We start from the raw sequence: 21961 nt of genomic DNA, 5'->3' as shown, positions 1-21961 counted from the left end.
TCATGCGAACAGACTGCGGATGCGGCTGCGGGGGTGACGCCACCCGGACCTCCGCCTTCGTACGGCCGCGCTTCTTCGCGGGCCAGCTGCTCACCGAGGACGACCTCGGCCTGCTGGTGGACTACATGACCGCGAAGGGCAGGCTGCACAACCGGTCGCTGTACGGACCGGGGGTCGTCTGCGGCCTCGGCGTCACCTGCGCTCCTTGCGGCGGCGGCACCGTGGCGGTCCACCCCGGACACGCGCTCGACTGCGCGGGCAACGACATCGTGGTGCCCTGCACCGAACAGGTCGACGTACGGGCCATGGTGCGGGAGCAGCGGATCAGCGCCCTCGGTGTGGACTGCGGGGAGGACTGCGACGACGAGGGCGGCCGCCGCTACGGCCTCTATGTGCGCTACCACGAGACGCCCGTCGAACCGGTGGCGCCGTACGCCACCGAGGAGCCCTGCCCCTCGCCGGGCTGCGTGCCCTCCCGGATACAGGAGGGGTTCCGCTTCGTCGTGAAGTGCGACGACTTCGAGGACCACCGCCACAACCCCGGCACCCGGCTGCTCGCGAGCATCGGCGATCTGGCCCGGGCCGACCGCGCCCGCACCCGGGACCGGCGCCTGGAGTACTACCGCGACGCGCTGTCCACCGCCTCGGCCGGCACCGGCCGGACGTTCCGCTTCGACGCGGCCGACGCCGGGCGGTACGCCGCCTCCCTGGCCTGGCTGCGCCGCAACGCGGACGGCGAGGGGCCGCCGCCACCGCCGGCCGCCCGCGAGATGACCGAGCACGTCCGCGCGCTCGCCGCCGGCGTGGCCCGCTACGACACCTACGACGCCGCCGGACAAGAGCGGCTCAAGGCGCAGTACCCGGACCTCGCCACCGTCCAGGAGGCCCGCGGCGTCCTGGGCACGGCCTGCGGCCGGCTCCGCGAAGCCGACGCGGAAGCGGCCTGGCCGGACCCGCTGCACCGCGCCCTCGCCGGAGCGGTCGTCACCGAGACCGCGGCCCGGGTGGTGCCCGGCCGGGACGACGCGGACGCGCCGCTGGAAGTGCGCATGGTGGCCCAGGGAACACCGCTGAGCCATGCGCTGCGGGTGGCGTTCCGCGCGGACCTCGGCCTGATCAGGCAGTGGCTGCTCGCCCGCCTGGACCAGGCCGGCGAGACCGGTGACTGCCGGCTGCGCGCGGAGGTCGCCGCCGTCGACGTACCGCCGCCGCTGCCGGCCCCGCCGCCGGACAGCGTGGAGAGGGCGACCATCGCCGAGGCACAGCAGATCGCCGAGGCGGCGGGCGCACTCACGCTCGCGCTGCGCCGCTTCCTGACCGACGCGGCGTGCGCCACACTCAACCCGCCGTGCGGCGACTGCACCGACACCGACGTGCTCCTCGCCCGGCTGGAGCTGGACGGCTGCGACGTCGTACGGGTGTGCTCCGGGACGCGCGAGCAGGTGCTGCCGGGCGGAGGGGCGTACGGCGAGTGGCTGCCCAAGCTCTACCGGCTTCGCGAACTGGCCGAGCGGGTGTGCGCCGCCCCCCGCCCGCGTGCCGGGCAGCCGGCGCTCCCGCCGCAGGGCGACATCGCGCGTCCCTACGCGGAGGGTCTGCTCGGCGACTGGCCGCGCACCGGTGACCTGGAGGAGATGGTGTCCCTGCTGCTCACCCCGGCACCCGGCGAGACACCGCCCAAGGCACTGCACGAACAGGTCTACACCACACCCAGTGAAGTCACCGACAGCATCCAGGAGCTGGCCGCACTGCGCACCCGGGTGGCCGAGCTGACGGCGGCCGTGTCCGGCCTCGGCGCCCGGCTGGGCAGCGCGCAGGCACAGGTCGGCCGGCTCAGCGAGCGGCTTCCGGAGGACCTCGGGTCCCGCCTCGCGCAGCTGGAGGGCGGCGCCGGCGAGCCGTCCGGCGAGTCGCCGGCCCAGGAAGGGCCCGCCAAGCCGCCGGCCAAGCGCACCCGCCCCTCCCGCAGCCCGAAGTCCGGGGAGACACCATGACGGGCCCGCTGCGCCCCGCCTTCCACGAGGGCCAGGTCCTGGCCGCCGCGGACCTGTCGGCCACGGTCGAGTACGCGCGCGGCACGGCCACCCGGCACGCGCGTCATCTGCACGACTGGGGCATCGCCGAGGGGCTCGGCCTGGTCACCGGCGGCCGCACCGACCCGCTCACCAACGCCCGCTACACCGAGGTGAGCGTGGCACCGGGCATCGCGGTCGACGGCACCGGCCGCGAGGTGGTCCTCACCGAGCCGGTCGTGCTGCGCGAGAGCGACTTCGAGGAGGTCAACGGGGCGGACCAGCCGACGGACGAGCCCTACCCGGTCTTCCTCACCGCGGCCGACCGGGAGCCCGCCCGGGTACCCGGGCCCCTCTCGTGCGCCGGCGGCGCGACCCCGACGCGCGTGGAGGAGTCGTACCAGATCCTCTTCGGGCGCCTCGGCGACGAGCGGCTGGCCGACGAGCAGCGCCCGCCCGCGACCGGCACCCCGCCGGCCGATCCGCCCGTCCGCTGGCTCGTCCTGCTCGGCTACGTCCGCTGGACGGACGGCCACTTCAGCGGGGTGGAGACCAAGGCGCGCGGAGTCGGGGTGCGCTTCGCCGGCGTCCGCGCGGACACCGTCTCGGCCTCCTCGGGCGCGCTGACCCTGCGCACCGGCCCGGCCGCCCAGGAGGGCGAGCCCGCCCTCGTGCTGTCCGGAGGAGACCGGCCGAGCCTGGTCTTCGGCCTGTACCAGGGCAGCGGCACGGTCGCCCCGCTGATGACCCTCGCGGCCAACGGCAACCTCGCCATCGAGGGCAGCTTCAGCGGCCGGATGCCGGTCGGCAGCACCCTGGTGGCATCCGGGACGGCCACCGACGGAATGCTGCTCCCGCTGCCGTCCGGCATCACCCCGGAACAGATCGCCGACGGCCGGGTCGTGATTCATGTGCACCTCACCGCGCGCATACCGCCGACCGACACCCGATCCACGCTGGTCGGCGCCGTGGAGGCCGCCGTGGACGGCGACCGGCGGGTCAGGTGCCGGACGCGTGCGTGCGACATCGCCACGGCCAAGGTCGTCGAACGGCCCGGGGCCGTCGACTTCCTCGTCCTGGCGACGGTCGTGGCGACGAACGGAGGTGGCTGACGATGGCTCTCACCGTGGTGTACACGGCCGGCACCGGCCATGTGGTGGGCGCGCTGGCCCTGACCGGCGCCGGCGCGCCGGCCGACGTAGCCGCGCTCGTCGGACGCGCGCTGCCGATGCGCGTCTCCGTCGGCCAGGGCCGCGTCGCGACGCTGCCGCTGAACGCCGGGAACCTCGCCGTGGCGGTGGTGGACGACGAGCCGGCGGCCCTCGTCGACCCTCTGGCCTTCGGAGTCGAACTGAACCCCGAGGGCAGGCCCGGACCCACGCTGACGCGCCTGGCCACCTGGACCGGCGGCGCCGGTGTCGCGCTGACGCCGAACGGGCTCACCATCACCGTGCAGGTCGCGCCGGCCAGGCCCGCCAAGGTGGTCGCGCTGGTCTCCGCCGACCAGGACACCCATGTGCTCGCCGGGGAACTGCCCGCCCAGCAGACCCGGGTGACACTGCCGCTGAGCCTCGACGCCGGCGGCAAGCACGGCGTCCTGGTGCTGGCGGCCGGCTGGGCGGGCCTGCTGGAGGAGGCGAACGTGACGTGAGCACGCCCCCCGCACCGGCCGTCGGCGAGGCCGGTGAGATCACCGTCCACCGGTGCACGGTGACCGTGACCCGGCGCGGTGGGTGGAGCTGGGGGCCGGACCCGCGCGGCCTGGTGCGGCACGTGGTCGACACGCTTCCGGAGCTGCTGGCGGACCACTTCGCCGAGCAACTGGCCGGCGACGGCCCGGACGTGGAGATCACCGAACCGGTGACCGTCACCGTCCGGCTGGGCGGCACCGGGGCGCCCGGCCGGCCCCCCGTGCCCGCCGAGGTCCGCTTCGCGCCGGTCGTGACGGCCGAGGTCCCCGGCGAAGCGCCCGCGGACGTCCCGTCGTTCGAGGAGTCCTTCGCCGAGGCGGCCGTCCGGGACGCGCCCTCGGCCGCCGCGCTCTTCGGCGAACTCGCCGAGCGCGGCGAACTGGACGCGCTCCTCGCGCTGTTGCCCGGCGAATCGCTCCAGGTGTACGCGCTCGCCCTGCTCGGCGACGACGACGCGGTGGCCGCCCGGCTCCTCGCGGAACTCGCCCGGCGCGCCCGCCAGGACGGCCCGGCCGGGTCACTGCCCGGGCTCCCCGCCGCGTACGCGACCTCGGCGCAGCACGACGAGGCGGCCCGGCCGGCGCGGTCCCCGGGGCGCGAGCACGGCCGGCAGGCCGGGGACGACCGGACGGCCGGGACACCGCATCCGCGAGCGGCGCCGGGCGCCGTCGCGGCCCGTGCCGCCGAAGAGGTGCGCGTACGGTCCGTGCTGCCGTTCCTGCTCGCCGGACCACTGGCCCGCATCGGATACCTCGACGCGATCGCACCCGCGCTGGCCGGTGCCGAACTCGCCGACCAGGCACCGCTGTTCGCCGCGGCCCTCGCGTACAAGGTGCTGGGCGTGACCGCGCGCGGCTGGCGCCGGGACGAAGCGGACCGCGAGACGGCCGCCGCCTTCGCCGGGCTCGAACCGCCCGTCCCGGAGGAGCGGCTGACCGCGTTCGCGCACACGGTACGGCCCGCGCTCCCGGTGCTCGACGGCGTCCTGGCGCTCTCGGTGTGCCGCGGCCACGACCCCGCCGACCCGCTCCTGCTCACCGGGACCGACGACGGACTCCTCCTGGCCGACGCCCAGGGCATGTTCCCGGTCGCCTGGGCGGCGGACCCCGCGGCGCTGCTCCCGCACTGGCAGGCGTGCGGACGGCCTCCCGTACTGGTCTGCGGAGGCGGCCTTCCCTCCGGCTCGCTGCGCGAACTGGACTCGGCGGGCGTGCCGTTCCTCACCGCCGTACGACCCCTGCGCGCCGACCCCGTCACCCGGCTGCCCTGGCGTACGCCCCTGTGGACCGGCACGGCACGACGGCTGGCGGACCCGCGCCTCGCCACCGGACTGCCGGGCCACGCCGAGCGGTTCGCTGACCTGGTCACCGCTCTGGTGACCGAGCGGCGAGCGGTACCACTCGCCCGGGACGGCGCACTGGAACGCTCCGTCACCCTCGCCGCGGCCCTGGGCCTGGCCACCGTGGCCTGGACGCTCTGGCGCGACCGCGAGACCCCCGATCCGCTGTCGGCCCTGACCCGCTTCGCCGACCTGGAGGCCATCGTCCGGTTCGATGCCGGCGCCGTCCGGGTGCGCGTTCCGATGGGGCGGCGCCACGCGGACCTGCTGCGCGGCCGGCTGCTCGCCGACGTGCCCGACGTGGCCTGGCTGGACGGCCGGACCCTGACCTTCTCGGGAGGCTGAGCCAGATGGGCGAACCGGCGCTGGAACACCTGCGGATCCGCCTCGCGGACGTCCACCGGGCGCTGCGCGCCGCCGTCGAACGGCAGGCACGGATCGCGGCCCGGCTGACCCGGCCGGACCTCACGCCGTACTGCGTCACCGACGAACAGGTCGACGTGCTGCTCGGCGAGGTGCACGCCTTCACCGACGCGATGGCGGCCCCGTACACCCCCCGACGGCCCGAGCCGGACGGCGAACGCGAGCTGAGGCGGCGCGCGTCGGCCGAGGGCCGGACCCTCCCGCTGGACGCGCTCGCCACCCGGTTCGGCCTGTCCCGCGCCGAACAGGACGCGCTGCTGCTGGTGGCCGCGCCCGAACTGGACCGCGGCTACGAGCGGATCTACGCCTACATCGTGGACAACCTCAACCGCCGGATGCCGAGCGTGGAACTGCTGGTCACGGTGGCGGCGGCGAGCGAAGCCGGCCGCGAAGGAGCGCGAGAAGCGGCCGAGCCGCCGGGCCCGGCCGCCCGCCTCGCCCTGCGCCGCTCGCTCGGGCCGGCCGGGCCGCTGCGCCGGTACGGACTGCTGCGTCCGCACGGCGAAGCCGCGGTCGGGCTGGCCCAGGAACTCTTCCTGGGCCCAGGCGTGCTGGACTTCCTGCTGGGCTGGGGCACGGACGCCGGACTGCTCGGTCACGACCCCGGCGAGGTCGTCCGGCCGGAACCACAGGTGCCGCCCCCGCACCTGGCCTCGCGGCGGCTCACCCGTCTGGGCGAGGCGCTGGGCGCGGGCGACATCGACCTGGCCGGGCTGTGGGGCTGCCCGTCCGACGACCAGCTCGATGCCGTACAGGCCCTGGCCCGAGCGGCCGGCGCGCCGCTGCGGACCCTCACCGGCGACCCCGAGGCCGAACTGCGCACGGCCGCCGCGCTGGGCGCGGTGCTGTGGATCCCCACCGACGACCCGCACGACGAGCCGCAGCGGCAGAGCCACCTCGGCATCATCGCCGCCGCGCTGCTGCGCTCCCGCGCGCCGGTGTGCCTCACCGGCCTGAAGCCGTGGCGTCCGGCAGCCCTGCTCGCCGCGCGCGCCTACGCGGAACTCACCGTTCCGGTGGCGAAGTTCACCGACCGGCGGGCGATGTGGTCGGCGGCGCTGCCGGACCTGAACGGCACCCTCCTGGAGGACCTCGCCGTCCGGTACCGCATGAGCGGCGGCGAGCTGCGCGCCGTGGCGTCGGTCGCGGACGCGGGGGCCCGCCTGGCGGGCAACGGGCGTCCCGAACCGGTCGCCGACCATGTCGAACCCGCCATCGCCACCGTCACCCGCGGGCGCGGCGGAAGCGCCGTGCAGGCGATCACGCCCCGGCGCACCGTGGACGACCTGGTCCTGCCCGACGCCCAGTTCCACCAGGTCCTGGAGATCGTCTCGGCCTTCCGCGCCTGGCCCCGGATCGCCGAGACCTGGGGCTTCGCCCGCCGCTCGGCGCACGGCGGGGTCAAGGCGCTGTTCACCGGGGAACCGGGCACCGGCAAGACCCTGTCCGCCGAGATCGTCACCGGCATGCTCGGCCTGGAACTGCTCAAGGTGGACCTCGCCCAGGTCGTCTCCAAGTGGGTGGGGGAGACGGAGAAGAACATGGAGACCGCCTTCCGCCAGGCCGAGGAGAGCCACGCGGTGCTGCTCTTCGACGAGGCCGACGCCCTGTTCGGCAAGCGCGGCGAGGTCAAGCACGGCACCGACCGGTACGCCAACATGGAGGTCGGCTATCTGCTCCAGCGCCTGGAGGCCAGCGACGGCCTGGTGATCCTCACCAGCAACCTCAAGGACAACATCGACCCGGCGTTCACCCGGCGCTTCCACTTCGTCGTCCACTTCCCGCGCCCGGGCGTGGCCGAGCGGCGCAGGCTGTGGCGCCTCGCCTTCCCCGAGCAGGCCCCGCTCGCCGCGGACGTGGACCTGGACGCGCTGGCCCGCCTGGACATGACCGGCGCCGCCATCACGGCGGCGGCCCGCACGGCCGCGCTGGCCGCGGCGGACGGCGACGGCGACACGATCGCCATGTGGCACGTCGTACGCGGAGTCGCCCGCCAGTTCCAGCGCGAGGCCCGTCTGCTCCGCCCGACCGAACTGGGCCCCCACGCCCATCTGCTCGACACGTCCCGGGAGTGACCCCGATGCTGCCCACCGAACGCCCGCTCTCACCGCACCGCCTGGTGGCACCGACCCCGCCGGCCAGACCCCAGGAAACGACGCCACCGACGCGCCAGACACCGGCTCCGGTGACTGAGCCGGTGAGCAACGCGGCGACGGCCCGGTCCGTGCACGCGAAGCCGCTGATCCACGAAGGAGCGGTGCTTGCGGTCGCTCATGACCAGGCCGGTAACGCGGCCGTGGCGGAGGCCATGACGCGGGCGACCGGGGCCGTACCGCCCGTGCTGGTGCGGTCCATGAAACCAAGGCAGAAGGACACCCCTGGCCGGTGAGCACCTCTCACTCACCCGGTGGTTTCAGAGGTGACCCGGTGTCCGGTTCGGGTCGTCGAAAAGGGGCTCGATGTCCTCGGGGCTGGTCGCCAGCAGATGCTCCAGTTCGTCGGGAGGGATGCCGATGTGTCCTCCCTCCGGGCTGCCGGTGCGGGTCAGGCCGGGACGGGACAAGCGGTGCCGGTCGCCGTGCAGGTAATAGGCGAACGGAAGGCCTGCCTCGTGCAGCGCCCGCGTGAGTGACCACTCGCGCTCCTGTGAGGCCCGCACGTCTACGCCCCTCGCGCGCAGTTCAGGCAGTACCTCCCGGTACGACACGTCCGACAGCGGGTTCCCTGTGACGTCGATCCAGCGCAGTCCGGCGCACTCGAGTGCGGGAGAAACATCCGAGACGAGGCTGCGTTCCAGGTTCAGTGAGAGCAGCGCGGACGCTTCGTGGACCGACCCGATATCGCGGAGGTCGCTGTCGGAGACCTTGAGGCTGGACAAATCGGGGAACCTGCCGAGGTCGGGGAGTTCACCGGCGCCGTAGCCCACAAGAACCAGGACCTGCAGGGACGAACAGCGCTCGAGCCCGGAGATGCCGCGGGCATGAGGAACCCCTAGAGTCATGATGTTGCCGAGTTCTTCGTCTTCGAACGGTTCCGGGTGTCCGACCTTGAGGGAGATCGCTCCGGCGATCGCGGGATCCATCCGCTTCCTTCTTCATCATCGTTTGAGTGCACTCTGGGCTTTCAGGAACCTGTTCCGTACGGCTTCGAAGGCCTCCTGCTGCTGGGCGCCGAGTTGGGCGAGAGTCATTTCCAGGAATGAGTCCGTCTTGACGCGGAAGAGTACATCGAGGGGCTGGTTGAGAAGGGCGGGCGGGACGTCCCCGAGGTCGCCGCTCCAGAGGAGCCTGATTCCGGATGCACCTGCTTTCGCATCGCTGTCGAGGATCTTGAGCAGCAGTTCGACGAACGCCCGGGCGGTGCCTGACCTGTTCTCCATGTACAGGTCGCGGAGGCAATCGTGGAACTTCTTGGTGCCGTTGGTGAGGGTCGACTTGCGATCCCTGGTGTAGAAGGTGCCCACGTGGGCTTCCAGCGACAGCTTCCCCTGGGGGTCCAGGACGTGCCAGATGACGTGATTCGTCGGGGACCGCAGGGAATCCTGCAGGCGCAGCCAGTCCAGGCCCTTCTCGAGGTCGCCCTTCTTGTGGTGATCGATGGCGGACTCGATGACCTCCAGGAGATGGTCCGTGGGGATCCACTCGTGCGTCCCCTCCTCGAGGTCGCGGAAGCGGCCCTTGACGAATTCGCGGCTGGGGGTGTCGTTGTCCCAGAGGTCGCGGAATCTCTCCCAGGTGATCGTGCCGACCTGATTCGCCCGCACCATGGTCTCCAGGAACGCGCGCAGGCCATGCGCGTTGACCGCTGCCTTCAAATCCTGGTCGGCGTCCGCGTCCCGGCCGGGGAACGGGTCCCAGCGGCCGTAGGTGGGGCGGTCGGCGAAGAAGGTCATCTCGTCGATGACCTCCACCGTTTTCTCGTCACCTGCGGCTGTGGTCTTCCCGGTGGACTTGAGGTTGCCCAACGCCCCCTCGGGGCCGCCGAGTTTGTCGAGGAAGGGGTGGCGGGTGGCGGAGTTCTTACCGAACAGATAGCTTTTGACGGTATCTTTTTCGGCTGCTGCGCGTGGATGTGCTCTCCTGAACGCGGCTACATCCTGCCTCTCGATGTATGCCAACGCTGCGGAGTCGGTGTCGTTCAGGACGGAGCGGTCCCACACTGCTTTGCCCGCGGATCCGGCCTTCGCCTTGCTGAGAATCTGTGACCACCAGTGCTCGTGAACCTCCCGCACGTACTTCTTCGCCGCTTCGACGAGCCGGAGATCCAGAGCCGCCGGATCGGAGTCGGCACCCGGGTTGATGGTCAGTTTGAGGCGGTAGAGCTCTCCGGACTTGACGAGACGGATCGAGGTCAGCCGATGCCGCCGCTTGATTCCGGGAAGTCCCTTTCGGACGGACTGCACGGTCGCGGAATCCTCGCCGATGAGTTGATTCGCCTCGCGGAGGGCGGCGTCGAGGGCGCTCCGCTTCGCCGCCTCCGACCGTTTGTCGGGACGCTTCTTCCTCGGGTCGCGACCGTCCTTCCGCTTCGGCTTCCGCCCGTCCGGCCGCCGCCGCCGGTCCGGTCGCCTCCGCCGGCCCGGCCCGCCCGGCCGCCTACGGTCAGGGCGGTGCTTCGGCTTCGGCTCGGCCTTCGGCTTCTTCTTGTCGAACGCGGACTTGAGCTTCGCCCACAGCCTCTTCACCAGGCCGACGATCTTGTCGATGACCCAGTCGACCGCCTTGTTGACCGGTGCCGACAGGCGCTGGACGATCTGCCGCACCCGTCCGGCGATGCCGCCCACGCCCAGGACCGCCGCCAGGACGCCCAGCAGGACGGGGACGGAGCGGGCCAGGGCGCGTTCGATCAGGGCCGGGACGCCGCCGCTGCCGCCTCTCGCGATCGCGATGACCGCGTCGAGGACCGCGTTGACGAAGTCGAAGATCTGACGGGCCTGGGTGACGACGAACCGGACGAAGTCGATGATCAGCTTGACGGCCCGGACGAACGCCGACGCCGGGTTGAGCAGCGAGATCACCCACATGATCCCGGCGACCACGATCGTCGGCGTGACGTAGGCGATCACGTTGTCGAGCAGCTGTTTGCGCAGGTCGCCGACGCGCGCCCGGAGGTCCTCCCACATCGCCGCGACGCCCCGTCTGCGGACCTCGGCGAGCAGCGGCACCGCGGTCTCGGCCGCCGCGATCGCCGGTTCGGGGACCTTGCGGGTGATCCGGGCGCGGATGTTCGGCCAGGTCAGGCCCAGCAGGCCGGCGAGCATCTTCACCACGCCCTGGGTGTCGAACTTCGCCGGCAACTCGATGCCCGCCTCGGCCGTCTTCCCCAGCAGCCAGGACAGGATGCCCTGCTGGAGGTGGCGGCCGATGTTCGCGAGGAACTGCCGCAGGCCGGCGCCGACGGCGGAGACCAGGTTGCGCAGGAAGCCGATCGGGTCCTTGAGGATCAGCATGACCGCCTGGGCGGCCTTGGCGAGGACCGCCAGCAGCAGCCGCTTCAGCTCCAGGATCGTGTTGATCACGGCCTTGACCGCGTCCACGGCCTTGGCCACCAGCCCCTTGTTCTTCTCCTTCTCCGCGGCGATCTCGTCGTCCACGGACTTGAGCGCCTCGGTGTACTTGGTGGCCAGGGTGTCGACGAGCTGGGTGCCCTTGTCGTCCACGGCCTGCGCGAGTGCGTCGAACTTGTCGGTGAACTCGGCCGCCGCCTGCTGCCCGATGCTCCGCAGGTCCGCCGGGAGCCTGCGCACCGCGTCCCGCATCTCGGCCCGGCCCCGGGCGATGCGCCGCTTGGCCCGGTTCAGCTCCGCGCCGATGGTGTCGGCGACCTCGGAGATCACCTGTCGCATCCGGCGTACGTAGGTGTCGCGGGCCTCTTCGAAGATCTTGTCGGCCTCGGCGGGCAGCCCCGCGAACAGGTCCCGTACCCAGCGCAGCTTGCCCGTCGCGCCCGAGTACCGGCGGTCCTTGTAGTCGTCCATCTTCCGCCGGTGCTCGGCGGTGAACGCGTCCCGGGCCGCCTTCTCGCCCCGGCCGAACTGGTCGTCGACGAGCTTGTCGAGGCCGCCGAGGATCGCTTCGACGTCCTTCTTCATCGTGTCGAACACGCCTTGCAGGACCGTCGTGACCTGGGCCCGCTTCTCCTCGTCGCGGCTCTTGGCGCCGGTCTTGCCCGTGTGGACCTGCTGTCCGGTACGCACCCGATGGGCGCCCATCGCGCCCATCGCGGCCGCGCCGAGCCGCCTGGCCTGCGCGGTGGAGGAGCGCAGCTGGGCCGTCTCGTGCTTGCGCACCCGCCCGGGAGCGGCGTCGGAGTGCCGCTCGGCGGCCTTCTTCTCGCCCAGCGCCCGGGCGAACGCGGGCTCGTTGGACTTCCGCAGCTGCGCCTCGGTGACCTGGGCGTCGGCCATCCGCCGGTCGACCTCGGCGGGCCCCGCCGACATGTCGGTGGCCGACGGCGGCAGCCTGTCCGGTACGGCCTGGGCGGGATTCGGCGCGTCCGGCGTGCCGGGAGGCCGGTCCCCGCTCATCGGCACGACCTTCTTGGGCACGGCCGCCGAGGTGTCCGGCGGGGCGGCGGTGGTCGTGGCGATCTGCTCGGCCGAGTCCGAGGTGCCCTCACCGACCTTGCCGTGCACCTCGGCGCGGACCTCGTCGGCCTTGCCGGAGCCGGCGAACTTGTCCGCCTCGTCGAGGTTCTTCGGCGCCTTGTCCGCGATCGCCTTCTCGACCGCCCTGATGAACGCGTCCTTGTCGAACTCCTTGGGCTTGGCCTCGTCCATCCTCTCGGCGTTGGCGGTCTTGCCCTGCGCCACCTCGTCGTCCTTGGGCGGCAGCGCGGCGTCCTGCGCCGCCGCGGCCTCGGCACGCGGCGGCGGGTGCGACGCGGCCAGCGCCCGCTTCTTGTGCCGTACGTCCTTCTTCAGCGACGCGAACTTCGGATCCGCGTCGGGACCCGGCCGCGCCTTCGCCTCCGGTCCGGGGCCGGAAGCCGCCTCCGCCTCCGCACCCCGCGCCGGCGGTGCGACGGCACCCGCCCCGGCGCGACCGGCCGCCGCGACGGCGCCGTTGCCGACCATGTCCTGCGCGGCGAGCGGCGGCCGCCCGGGGTGGGGCGGGGCCGGGACCGGCCTGGCCGGGCCCGCCAGGGCGGCCGTCACCGCCGCGTTGGACGGGGCGTGCACCGCGGACGGTGCGGAACCGGCCGGCTGCGGCCGCTGTTTCGTCGGCGCGGACACCGCGGACGACGCCGCCGGCCGCACCGCGAGAGCCTTCGGCACTGGCATCGGACGCGATCCCTCCCCAGCAGGTCGGTGGCGACAGGCGCCCGGCGCCCGAGGGACACCCCGACGCAGTGTGCCGACACGGGCGTGACGAGTTCGTCACCTCCGCGTCCCCCGGAGCGTGATCGCCGACTCGCTCGGACATCGGAGAAGAGGCGCTGGGAGGCGGCGGGAGAGCCTTGCCCTTCGTGTCGCGGTACGCCCGGACGGCGGCCGGCGCTGCCGTTCCCGAGCGCCGCCAGGGCGGTCGCCGACGTCCGGCCGACGGCAACGGCGAAGCCGGTCGGATGGCTCAGCTGCTGAGGAAGCGCTCGACGGCCTGGAGGGTCACTACGTCGGCCAGGAAGCCGAGGTGGGTCTGGCAGGGGACCAGATGGTTGGCGGCGCCGGCGAGCGGAGTGCTGGTGTAGGGGAGGATGACGCCGTCGCACGGCGAGTACCAGGTGGCGTACTCGGTGCCACCCGGGGTTTCGTCGCCCGCGTTGAGCGTGGCGAGGAAGGCGGACCCGGGGAACATCTCCACGCAGGACAGGTTCACCAGACAGGCACCTGCCGCGGTGGTGCCGTGGTTGGCGCCCGCGATGGAGGCGAGGTGGCGGACGTAGGGCTGACCGCCGAGCTTCTTGACGTACCAGTTGCTGACCAGGCCGCCCATGGAGTGGTTGACGATGTCGACCTGGTGTGCGCCGGTGGTGGCGAGGACCTGCCGCACGTATGCGGCGAGGCCGCCGGCGCTGATCGTATTGGACTGCGTCCAGTTGTACTCGTAGGCGAACAGGTCGCCGTCGGAGTAGCCGCCGGCCTTGAACACGCCCTTGGCGGTGATCCAGTGGGTGGCGTTGCCGGTGAAGCCGTGGACGAAGATCACGGGGGTGCGGGCGCTGCTCGCCGGTTCCGCGGCACTGGCACCGGACATCCCGAACGCGGCGAGCGCCACGGCCGAGAGCACGGCGAGCAAGAGGATGCGCAGGCGTCGCATGGGGTGACTCCCTTCTCCGCGCTCCCCCCGGGTGGAGGGGAACGATCGGGAAGGAGTGTGCGCTGGTCGGACCGGTCGCGGACCGGTGGAACCACCAGTCGTCCACGTGGCGCGGTGGGGTCGCACATCACGGTGGCGGGGCGGCGGACGCGGGGCAACTCCCTTCCGTTTCAACAGCTCCCGCTTCACACTGCCGTCATGGACAGCGACAGCGGAGGCAACGCGGCGCCCCGCATTCCGGTCCGCCTCCATGGCCGTTCCGAGGCGCAACGGACCCTGCGCGACCTGGTAGCGGGGCTGGGCGCCGGGCGGGGAGCCGCCGTGGTGGTGTCGGGCGAGTCCGGCAGCGGGCGGTCCGCGCTCCTGGCCGCCGCCGCGCGTGCGGCCGCGGGGTGCACCGTGCATCACGTCGGTGGTGTCGACTCGGAGGCCGCAGTCCCGTGGGCATGGTGCCAGCGGCTCGTGCTGCGACTGACCGAGGCCCTGCCGGCGCCCTCCGCGGGAGACGCGGAGGTCCTGGCCGGGATCGTCGCGGGCCGGTGTCCGCCGGAGGCGGTCCTCGCGGTCGCATCGGCGCTGCGCCGGACGCTGGAAGCCTCGGGCGCGGGGCGGCCGGTGCTGTTGTGCGTGGACGATGCACATCGGCTGGACCACCTCTCACTGTGCGTACTGGGGCTGTTGGCCCGCCGGCTGGAGGCCCTGCGGGTCGGCCTGCTGCTCACCGTGGTCACCGGGCATCCGGCCCTCGTGGCCCTGGACGGGATCGACACGCTGCCACTGCCGCCGATCGACGACGCGGCGGCCCGCCGGCTGCTGGCGGACGCGGCGCCCCCGGGCCGGGCGGCCGGCCTGCGCCCGGCGACCGCGGCGGAAGTGCTCGCTCTCGCGGCCGGCAACCCCCTGGCACTGACCGAACTCGCGGCCGCTGCCCGTGCCGGCGACCGGTGCGGCCCCCTCGGCCTGCCACCGGGCAGCAGGTGGCGGGCCGACCACGCCCACCGCTTCCGGCAACTGCCCGACGAGGCCCGGGCGGTGATCGCCACTGTCCTCGTCGGCGGCCCCCTCGGTCCGGATGTGCTGCGTACCGCCGCCCGCCGGGCGGGATGGGCCCCGGACGCGATCGACAGGGCGCTGGCCGGCGGGCTGATCGTCGTGTCCGACGACGGCACGGTGGCGGTGGCGGGCCGGCTGCTGCGCCAGGTACTGCGCGCGGAGGTCCCGCTGGCCGCACAGCATGCCGCGCACCGGCTCCTGGCCGAAGTGCTCGATCCCGACCGGTCCCGGCTGTGCCGTGCGCTGCACCGGCTGGCCTGCGGCACGGGCCCCGCCGAGCAGGACGCGGCGGACCTGGAGGGGGCGGTCGGCGATGCCGGCCATCACGCGGCCGGAGAGGTGCTGGAGGAGGCGGCCGACTTCGCGCCACGGCGACAACTCCGGGAGCGGTGGCTGACGCTGGCGGCCCGGCACGCCTTCCTGGCCGGGGAGGACATCCGGGCCCGAAGCCTGCTGCGCCGCGTGCCGCCACACGGCGTGCCCGAGGGGACGCGTGCGCTGCGGAGCCTGGTCGAGGGAGAACGCCGGCTGCGCGACGGTGCGCCGGCAGAAGCGTGCCGACAACTGTCCGCGGCAGCCGACCTGTTCCTGGACGACTGCCGTGAGTCGGCGGCGCGCGCGATGATGCTGGCCGGCGAGGCCGCCTTCCTGGCCGGTGACTTCGCCGGCTACTTCGCGCTGGCACGCCGGGCGGCACCCCTGCGGCGCGGCGCCGGCATGGAGGCCACCCCGGCCACGCGCCTGGTCGTCGACCACTTCGCGGGGATGACGGCCACCTTCGAAGGCCGGCACCGGGAGGCGGGGCGGCTGCTGCGGCGGGTGATGCGGCTGGCCGAGGGGATCCCGGACGCGTACTGCGCGTTGTGGGCCGCGCAGGCCGCCTACACGCTGGGCGACGCCGCCCGTGCCCACGCCTTCGCCGTCGCCGCGGCCGAGTCGGCCCGACGTAGGGGCGCGCTCTCCCTGGTGCCCGCCGCGCTCGTCTACCAGGCCCTGGCCGCGCTGCTGACCGACCGCTGCGCGGCGGCCGAGGGAGCGGCTCTGGACGGGCTGCGGCTGGCCCGCCAGACGGGGCAGCGCAACCTCGCCGTGGATCACCTGGCGGTGCTCGCGCTGGTGTCCGCGCTGCGGGGCAACGGGGATGACACGGCGGTCAGGCTGCGGTCCATCACACAACAGGTGTCCATGTGGGGGCTGGGCCGGCCGGCCGCGTTCGGCCGCTGGGCGTCCGCGTGCGCCGATCTCGCGGACAATCGGCCCGCCGAGGCGCTGACCCGGCTGGCGGGCATGGCCCACACCGCCGTGGGCAACCAGACGGACCTGGTCATCCGTCAGCTGGCCACTCCGCACTTCGTCGAGGCCGCGGTGCGCTGCGACCGGCGTGCCAAGGCGGCGGAGGCACTGCGCTCCTACCACGCCTGGGCGGCCGGCGGGACGAGCGCCGCCCGGCTGGCCCTGGCCCACCGCTGCCACGCGCTGCTGGAGTCCGACGACGCGGCGGCCGACGCCCAGTTCCGGCATGCCGCCCGGCTCCACCGGCAAGACGGAGCCGTACTGGAGTTGGCGAAGACCGAGCTGTTCCACGCCCATCGGCTGCGGCGCGCCCGCAAGCCCCGTCCGGCACGCGAGCTGCTGCGTGAAGCGGTACAGATCTTCCAGCAATTCGGTGCCGCCTCGTGGGCCCGGCGGGCCACCGAGGAACTCCGCGCCACCGGCGCGCGCGTGCAGATTCCCGCGCGGCTCGGCGAAGGCGGGTGCGGAACGGGCGCGGACCTGACACCGCAGCAGACGCGGATCTGCGAGCTGGTCGCCCAGGGCGCGACCAACCAGGAGATCGCCGACGTGCTGATGGTCAGCGTCCGGACCGTCGAGTACCACCTCAGGAACGTCTTCACTCGACTCGGCGTGCGCTCCCGCGTCGAACTGGCCGCGCACTTCCGCTAGAGGAACGGGAGCTCGCCCGGTCCAACTCCCGGTCACGGAGCACCGCGTGGCGGCCCGGGACACTCGTCCCCGGCCCACCTCGCCGAGGCCGGCACCCCGCGGCCGGCCGGAGCACGCCGCCGCGACCGCACGCGGCTACTTGATCAAGGCGTTCGCCACCACCACGATCAGCCCCAGCAACGCGTCGCCCAGCCCGACGACGACGGCCGCCGGCCAACTGCGTCCCGACCAGCGAGCGGTGACGAGGCCGAGGCCGAACAGGATCACGATGTTGAGGACGAACGCCGCGTACTCGACGCCCTTCGCGGGCCACCATCCCCAGCGCGCGCCCGCGAGCAGGAAGGCCGTGGGCAGCACGGCCGTGACGAGCGGCCACTCGTTGCGCATCGCGAGCACGACGTCCCAGCGGCGGTGCGGTGAGCGCTCGGCGATGTAATGGGCGTAGCCGTGGGCGAGGGCGGAGGCGCACGCGGTCACGAGCACCCACGCGGCGTCGTAGCCGCGGACGTCGGCGGAGGTGTGCCCGTACTGGGTGAGCGCCGCGACCATCGAGCTGGCGAGGACGGCGCCGTACACCCCGCCGAAGAGAACGATCTCGCGCGCGTCCTGGTGCCGGGGCGGTTCCCTGCCGACCGCCGGGGAGTCAGCCATGTCCTCACGATCACCCGGACACGGTGCCCGCGCCACTTTGCGCACCCGGCGAAGTGTCCTCCGACCGGACGACCCGCCGGTGCGTGCCCGGCTTCCCGGCAGGGCCGGTCGCCCGGCCGACTCCGAGCCCGGGCGTGGAGACCACCAGCGTCCGCTCGGGAGCCGATGAGACGGTCAAGGTCCGGCACGGGGGCGTGGCGCGCCTCGGCGGTCACGCGGCCGGCGCTTCGCGCCCGCGTCAGGCGACGGCTCGACGGCGCGGGCGCGGGCGGTGTGATCGTCTCCCTGCCGGCCTCGTCGGCCAGACGGGGCCCGGGCGACGGGACACCGGCGGACTCGGGCTGTATGACGGTCTGGCTGCTGTGCGCGGTCATCGCCTTCGGGGCGGCGGCGTCGTCGGCGGCGGCCCGTCGAGCGGGACACGACCGATGTGACCGGAGACGGTGAGAAGCCGTCGGCCGCCGCGCGCCTCGCATGGCGGGGAGGCCCTCACGGCGACCCGGCCCGTGCGCCCGCCCGGACAACGGCCATCCGGTGCCCGGGCGGGGCGCATGCAGACCCGCCGGACACTGCGCCGGGCCGCTCTCCGTATGAAAACTTTTGCGTCAACTTGCGCAAGAGGCGCGTGACGTCCGTGGGGCCGGGCCGGAGCCTGGAGGCGGCCCGCGGATGTCAGCCCCGAAGAGGCTCTCCGGGATCTCCGCGGCCGGTCGACCAGCCGGAGAGCCTCTCCCCTCGACATCCGTCATTCCGTTCAATCTTTTAATGAAGAGCCTGGACGAATTCGCGCTCTGCGGCCGAATTCGCTCGCTTCATTGAACACTTGAGGCACGTTCAGTCACCGGATGACTTCAACTTGTGTTGAGATGTGCGCGACGGCGGGCACGAGCCCGCCTCCTCCCGCAGCGGTGCCCGCGGCCGCTGCCCACCACACAAGGGGTGACATGTTCTCGATACGCCAACGGGTTCCGTCCGCCTGGCGGTCGGTCCTCATGCTCGGCGTGCTCCTCGCCGGCCTGCTCGCCGTCACGGCCCCCCGTGCCCGGGCAACCACGGCACAGGATGTCTCCGTCACCTTCGGCGTGCAGGCCACCACCGAAGGAGAGACCCTCCTGGTGTCCGGCAGTGCCCCGCAGCTGGGTGCCTGGGACCCGGCCAGGGCCGTCCCCCTGGGCACCACGGCGAGCGCCTACCCGCACTGGTCGGCCAACATCCAGCTGCCCGCCGGCCTCACGGTGCAGTACAAGTACCTCAAGCGCTCACCCACCGGCAGCGTGACCTGGGAAAGCGTCTCCAACCGCACCCTGACCGTCTCTCCGGACGGGCCGGGCAACGACGACCGCTGGAACGTCACCCCCGTGACGGCCGCCTTTCACGCCACCGCCTCCACCACCTGGGGCCAGAACCTCTACGTCTCCGGCAACGTCGCCGACCTCGGCGCCTGGGACCCGGCCAAGGCCCTCCCCCTGACCACCGACTCCGCCGCCTACCCGGTGTGGGCCGGCACCCACCAGCTGCCGCCCGGCACCACCGTGCAGTACAAGTACCTCAAGAAGAACCCCGACGGCACCGTCACCTGGGAGAACGGCGACAACCGCACCGTCTTCATCACGTCCACCGGCACGGTGACGCTCAACGACGTCTGGCGCTGACGCCCCGGCACCCGCAGTATCCCTCGTCGCGCCCCAGGGGCCCGGGGCACCGGAGCCGTCCGGTCGATCATTGGTCGGTGCGCACCGTCGGCGGTGGTTGTCCACGCGGTCCCATAACCTACGCGCATGACCACCGAGGAGTGTCTCTCGGCGTTGGACGTCCTGGCCATGCAGCCGTTCCCGGAGGTGACCCTTGCCGACGCCACCGGGAGCGGTGGACCAGAGCATCATGTGCGCGAACTACAGGATGTGCGCGAACTACAGGTCAGTCGGGACTTCCGGGATGACGACGACGGGCAGGCCGAGGCCGAACCGCGCGCGACCCTGGGCCGTATCTCGGTGCCGGCTGCGAGGGCGAGCCGGTGCCCGACGGCGGTCGCTGGCTCGCGCTGACGATCGGCAGGCGCGTTGACAGCCGACTTCGGCAGCCCGCTTCAGAGTCGTCCAAGCGTGCGGCGGAGCGCCGCAGCCATGACGTCCGGGCGGTGCGGGCCGGTAGGCCATTCGCTCGAGAAGAACCGATTCGGCTTCCCACGATCGAAGGGAAACGCGTTCGGTCCCCAAGGTCGCGGGCATCTGTGGCGGCGACCCGTTCACCGACCAGGAAGGACAGACCCCCGTGTCCCTTCGCTCCCTCACCCTGGCTGCCGGCGCCGCCGTCAGCGCAGCGGTTCTGCTCGTGGCGGTGCCCGGCTCGGCCGCCGCCGCCACCGGCCAGTTCCGCTACTCCTACACCACCAGCGACGGCTATGAAGCCGTCGGCTTCCTGAACGACCCCGCCAGCGGTCGGTGCATCAACCTCACGCCCCCGGCATCCGAGCCCGGCTCCGCCTCACGAGCCCCGAAGAACCACACGGACGCGACCGCCACCGTCTTCCTCGACACCGACTGCGAAGGCGAGAGCTACTACGTCCTGCCGCCCGGCAGGGGCGCCTCCGACCGCCTGCTCGTACGCTCCGTCGTCTTCTCCTGACTGATCGTTTCGAAGTGAAGTGCGGAGTCGCCGAAGGCGGATGACGCCGGAGACGAGTTGGAGCAGTCCCGGGTGGAGGCCGGCGCGTACCTCATAGCGGATGCGCAGGCGCTTGAACTGGTGGAGCCGGGCGAAGGTCCGCTCCACCACCCACCTGGTCTTGCCGAGGCCGGAGCCGTGGGCGATGCCGCGGCGGGCGATTCGCGGAGTGATGCCCCGGCACCGCAGGGTGCGGCGGTACTTGTCGTAGTCATAGTCGTAGCCGCGGTCGGCGAAGAGTCTGCGGGGACGTCGGCGGAGGCGTCCTCGCAGGCCGCGGATCGGCGGAATGAGGTCCAGCAGCAGTTGGGTGACGTCGTGGCGGTTGCCGCCGGTCAGGGCTATGGCGAGCGGGATGCCGCGCCGGTCGGTGATCAGGTGACGCTTACTGCCGGGCCGGCCCCGGTCGACCGGCGAGGGCCCATTGTGGTATCCCCCTTTGAGCGCCCGGACGTGCGAGCCGTCTGTCGCCGCGCCGTCCATCTCCCACAAGCCCGCTGCCCGCGGCTCGGCGGAAGCACCTCGTGCAGACGAGGCCACACACCGGCGTCGGTCCAGTCCCTCAACCGGCGCCAGGCCGTCACACCGCTGCACCCGGTCCGTTCCGCCGGCAGGTCCCGTCAACTCGCGCCCTTGCGCAACACGCACACGATGCCCCGCAGCGCCGCCCGGTCATCCGCTGGCAGCCTGCCCGGGCAGCGGGGGCTTCCACAGCCCGTCCGACACAAGATCATCAGGCACGGGCAGTGCTCTGCCGTTCCCGCGCCCGGCTGCCAAGGCTCTCGGCGGCCAGACCCCGCTTGCCCTCGGTGGCGAGGACACGGACAGCAAGGTGTGGCCGCTGTGCCGGTCCTGCCACCGAGGGGAGAGCACAAGGGGCTTCGGCGCGTTCGCCGTGGGTCCTTGAACGTCGAGGTCCCCACCCCGAGGCAGAGGGCTGGCGGTTCATCCGCGCTCGGCGTCACCGAGGACCAGTACACGATCGTCCACAAGTACCTCTTCCGCGTCATCGGCGACGTACTGGGTGACGCGGTCACCCCCGAGGTGGTCACCGCATGGGACGAGGTGTACTGGCTCATGGCCGGCGCGGGGCCCCTGTCCCGTGCACGCGTCGGCCAGTACGTCAGCGTGCGCGTGCTGATGCCCGACGGCATCCACCAGACCCGCCAGTACAGCCTGTCCAACGCCCCCGGAGACGGTCTGCTACGCATCACCGTCAAGCGGGTGGCGAGCGACGCCGGTGATCCCGAAGGCGAGGTCTCCAACCAGTTGCACAAGACCGTTCACGCCGGTGACGAACTCACCCTGTCCACCCCGTTCGGCGATGTGCTGCTCGACGGAGCCGGTACCCCGCTCGTCCTGGTCGCCGCCGGTATCGGCTGCACCCCGATGGCCGGCATGCTCGACCACCTCGCCGCCACCGGTTCGACCCGGCCGGTATGGGTCCTGCACGCCGACCGCACCCCGGCCGGCCACGCCCTGCGCGCCGAAGTGCGGCGCTTGGTGGAACAGCTGCCGGACGCCCGGGCCGAGTTCTGGTACGAGCAGGGCGCGAGCGGCGAACCGGGCTCCCGTACGGGGCTGATGGACCTGGACGGCCTCGCGCTGCCCGCGGACGCCGACGTCTATCTGTGCGGCCCACTCCCTTTCATGCGCGCCGTACGCACCCAGTTGCTTCGAGCCGGCATCCCCGCCCGCAGCCTCCGTTACGAGGTCTTCGGCCCCGACCTGTGGCTCGCCCACGCCGGAGAATGACCGGATTCGACGGCGTCGCGGACCGCCCGGCGGCTTTCCGCCGTCTATGGTGACAAGCCTTCCGCACGCCACTTACGGCTCGTCGGTCTTCGGTCTGCCGCTCGTAGCGGCGGCTGCCATGGTCCTGGTCTTCGCACCGGCCGGTGGTGACGACATCACGAGGGCGTGCCG

14 protein-coding genes and 1 pseudogene are annotated in these 21961 nt (G+C 73.0%); 10 read left to right on the top strand and 5 right to left on the bottom strand.

Annotated elements, in window-relative coordinates:
• Positions 1-2 precede the first annotated feature (2 nt).
• From SCK26_RS05500 to SCK26_RS05480, 5 genes are read left to right on the top strand one after another with little or no spacing between them, the layout of a single operon-like run.
• Entirely contained in the window at positions 3-1994 is a 1992-nt protein-coding gene (locus SCK26_RS05500; RefSeq protein ID WP_318200123.1) for a hypothetical protein, read from the top strand.
• Positions 1991-3124: a hypothetical protein gene (locus SCK26_RS05495; protein ID WP_318200122.1), complete on the top strand. Its 1134-nt coding sequence runs from the start codon at positions 1991-1993 to the stop codon at positions 3122-3124. Before SCK26_RS05500 ends, SCK26_RS05495 begins: the two co-directional genes overlap by 4 nt.
• 2 nt (positions 3125-3126) lie before the next feature.
• On the top strand, positions 3127-3663 hold the full coding sequence (locus SCK26_RS05490; protein WP_318200121.1) for a hypothetical protein: 537 nt from the start codon (positions 3127-3129) through the stop codon (positions 3661-3663).
• Positions 3660-5387 carry a hypothetical protein gene (locus SCK26_RS05485; RefSeq protein ID WP_318200120.1) on the top strand — a complete coding sequence of 576 codons (1728 nt, stop codon included), beginning with the start codon at positions 3660-3662 and terminating at the stop codon, positions 5385-5387. Before SCK26_RS05490 ends, SCK26_RS05485 begins: the two co-directional genes overlap by 4 nt.
• 5 nt (positions 5388-5392) lie before the next feature.
• Entirely contained in the window at positions 5393-7540 is a 2148-nt protein-coding gene (locus tag SCK26_RS05480; protein WP_318200119.1) for an ATP-binding protein, read from the top strand.
• 338 nt (positions 7541-7878) lie between these two features.
• Here the strand turns inward: SCK26_RS05480 and SCK26_RS05475 are convergent, their stop codons facing one another.
• From SCK26_RS05475 to SCK26_RS05465, 3 genes are all read right to left on the bottom strand, one after another.
• The gene (locus SCK26_RS05475) at positions 7879-8547 is read right to left on the bottom strand and encodes a hypothetical protein (RefSeq protein WP_318200118.1); all 669 of its coding nucleotides are present in this window, start codon (positions 8545-8547) and stop codon (positions 7879-7881) included.
• A gap of 15 nt (positions 8548-8562) precedes the next feature.
• A complete protein-coding gene (locus tag SCK26_RS05470) occupies positions 8563-12747 on the bottom strand; it encodes an HPC2 multi-domain protein (RefSeq protein WP_318200117.1) in 4185 nt (1394 codons plus the stop codon).
• 289 nt (positions 12748-13036) lie between these two features.
• Positions 13037-13723 (bottom strand): lipase, encoded by a 687-nt coding sequence (locus SCK26_RS05465; RefSeq protein WP_318200116.1) that lies wholly within the window; start codon positions 13721-13723, stop codon positions 13037-13039.
• Positions 13724-13921: 198 nt separating this feature from the next.
• Here SCK26_RS05465 and SCK26_RS05460 point away from each other — a divergent pair, with 198 nt between their 5' ends.
• Positions 13922-16720 (top strand): helix-turn-helix transcriptional regulator, encoded by a 2799-nt coding sequence (locus SCK26_RS05460; protein WP_318200115.1) that lies wholly within the window; start codon positions 13922-13924, stop codon positions 16718-16720.
• A gap of 135 nt (positions 16721-16855) precedes the next feature.
• Here the strand turns inward: SCK26_RS05460 and SCK26_RS05455 are convergent, their stop codons facing one another.
• Entirely contained in the window at positions 16856-17371 is a 516-nt protein-coding gene (locus tag SCK26_RS05455; protein ID WP_318200114.1) for a hypothetical protein, read from the bottom strand.
• A gap of 944 nt (positions 17372-18315) precedes the next feature.
• On the opposite strand from SCK26_RS05455, the gene SCK26_RS05450 reads away from it, so the two are divergent.
• The 3 genes from SCK26_RS05450 to SCK26_RS05440 all read left to right on the top strand — a co-directional run bounded on the left by SCK26_RS05450 (position 18316) and on the right by SCK26_RS05440 (position 19996).
• The gene (locus tag SCK26_RS05450; protein ID WP_318200113.1) at positions 18316-19023 is read left to right on the top strand and encodes a CBM20 domain-containing protein; all 708 of its coding nucleotides are present in this window, start codon (positions 18316-18318) and stop codon (positions 19021-19023) included.
• A 126-nt stretch (positions 19024-19149) separates the two neighbouring features.
• Positions 19150-19416, top strand: coding sequence for a hypothetical protein (locus SCK26_RS05445; RefSeq protein WP_318200112.1), 267 nt, complete (start codon positions 19150-19152; stop codon positions 19414-19416).
• Between the two features lie 226 nt (positions 19417-19642).
• The gene (locus SCK26_RS05440) at positions 19643-19996 is read left to right on the top strand and encodes a hypothetical protein (protein ID WP_318200111.1); all 354 of its coding nucleotides are present in this window, start codon (positions 19643-19645) and stop codon (positions 19994-19996) included.
• A gap of 18 nt (positions 19997-20014) precedes the next feature.
• Here SCK26_RS05440 and SCK26_RS05435 read toward each other — a convergent pair.
• Positions 20015-20736: pseudogene (locus SCK26_RS05435) on the bottom strand (IS5 family transposase); the annotation flags it as partial.
• 202 nt (positions 20737-20938) lie between these two features.
• Here SCK26_RS05435 and SCK26_RS05430 point away from each other — a divergent pair.
• Positions 20939-21790, top strand: a complete 852-nt coding sequence (locus SCK26_RS05430) for a hypothetical protein (protein WP_318200110.1) — start codon at positions 20939-20941, stop codon at positions 21788-21790.
• Positions 21791-21961 lie beyond the last annotated feature (171 nt).

Origin of the sequence: Streptomyces sp. SCL15-4 (assembly GCF_033366695.1) — a bacterium.
In the GTDB taxonomy this organism is placed as follows: Bacteria; Actinomycetota; Actinomycetes; order Streptomycetales; family Streptomycetaceae; genus Streptomyces.
The sequence above is the reverse complement of the archived record's forward strand: the minus strand, read 5'-3'. Positions and strand labels throughout refer to the sequence as shown.

Excerpts from the sequence above, each read along its gene's own strand:
- SCK26_RS05500 (WP_318200123.1), top strand. The coding sequence starts at position 3 with ATGCGAACAGACTGCGGATGCGGCTGCGGGGGTGACGCCACCCGGACC.
- SCK26_RS05495 (WP_318200122.1), top strand. The coding sequence starts at position 1,991 with ATGACGGGCCCGCTGCGCCCCGCCTTCCACGAGGGCCAGGTCCTGGCC.
- SCK26_RS05490 (WP_318200121.1), top strand. The coding sequence starts at position 3,127 with ATGGCTCTCACCGTGGTGTACACGGCCGGCACCGGCCATGTGGTGGGC.
- SCK26_RS05480 (WP_318200119.1), top strand. The coding sequence starts at position 5,393 with ATGGGCGAACCGGCGCTGGAACACCTGCGGATCCGCCTCGCGGACGTC.
- SCK26_RS05475 (WP_318200118.1), bottom strand. The coding sequence starts at position 8,547 with ATGGATCCCGCGATCGCCGGAGCGATCTCCCTCAAGGTCGGACACCCG.
- SCK26_RS05470 (WP_318200117.1), bottom strand. The coding sequence starts at position 12,747 with ATGCCAGTGCCGAAGGCTCTCGCGGTGCGGCCGGCGGCGTCGTCCGCG.
- SCK26_RS05465 (WP_318200116.1), bottom strand. The coding sequence starts at position 13,723 with ATGCGACGCCTGCGCATCCTCTTGCTCGCCGTGCTCTCGGCCGTGGCG.
- SCK26_RS05460 (WP_318200115.1), top strand. The coding sequence starts at position 13,922 with ATGGACAGCGACAGCGGAGGCAACGCGGCGCCCCGCATTCCGGTCCGC.
- SCK26_RS05455 (WP_318200114.1), bottom strand. The coding sequence starts at position 17,371 with ATGGCTGACTCCCCGGCGGTCGGCAGGGAACCGCCCCGGCACCAGGAC.
- SCK26_RS05450 (WP_318200113.1), top strand. The coding sequence starts at position 18,316 with ATGTTCTCGATACGCCAACGGGTTCCGTCCGCCTGGCGGTCGGTCCTC.
- SCK26_RS05445 (WP_318200112.1), top strand. The coding sequence starts at position 19,150 with ATGACCACCGAGGAGTGTCTCTCGGCGTTGGACGTCCTGGCCATGCAG.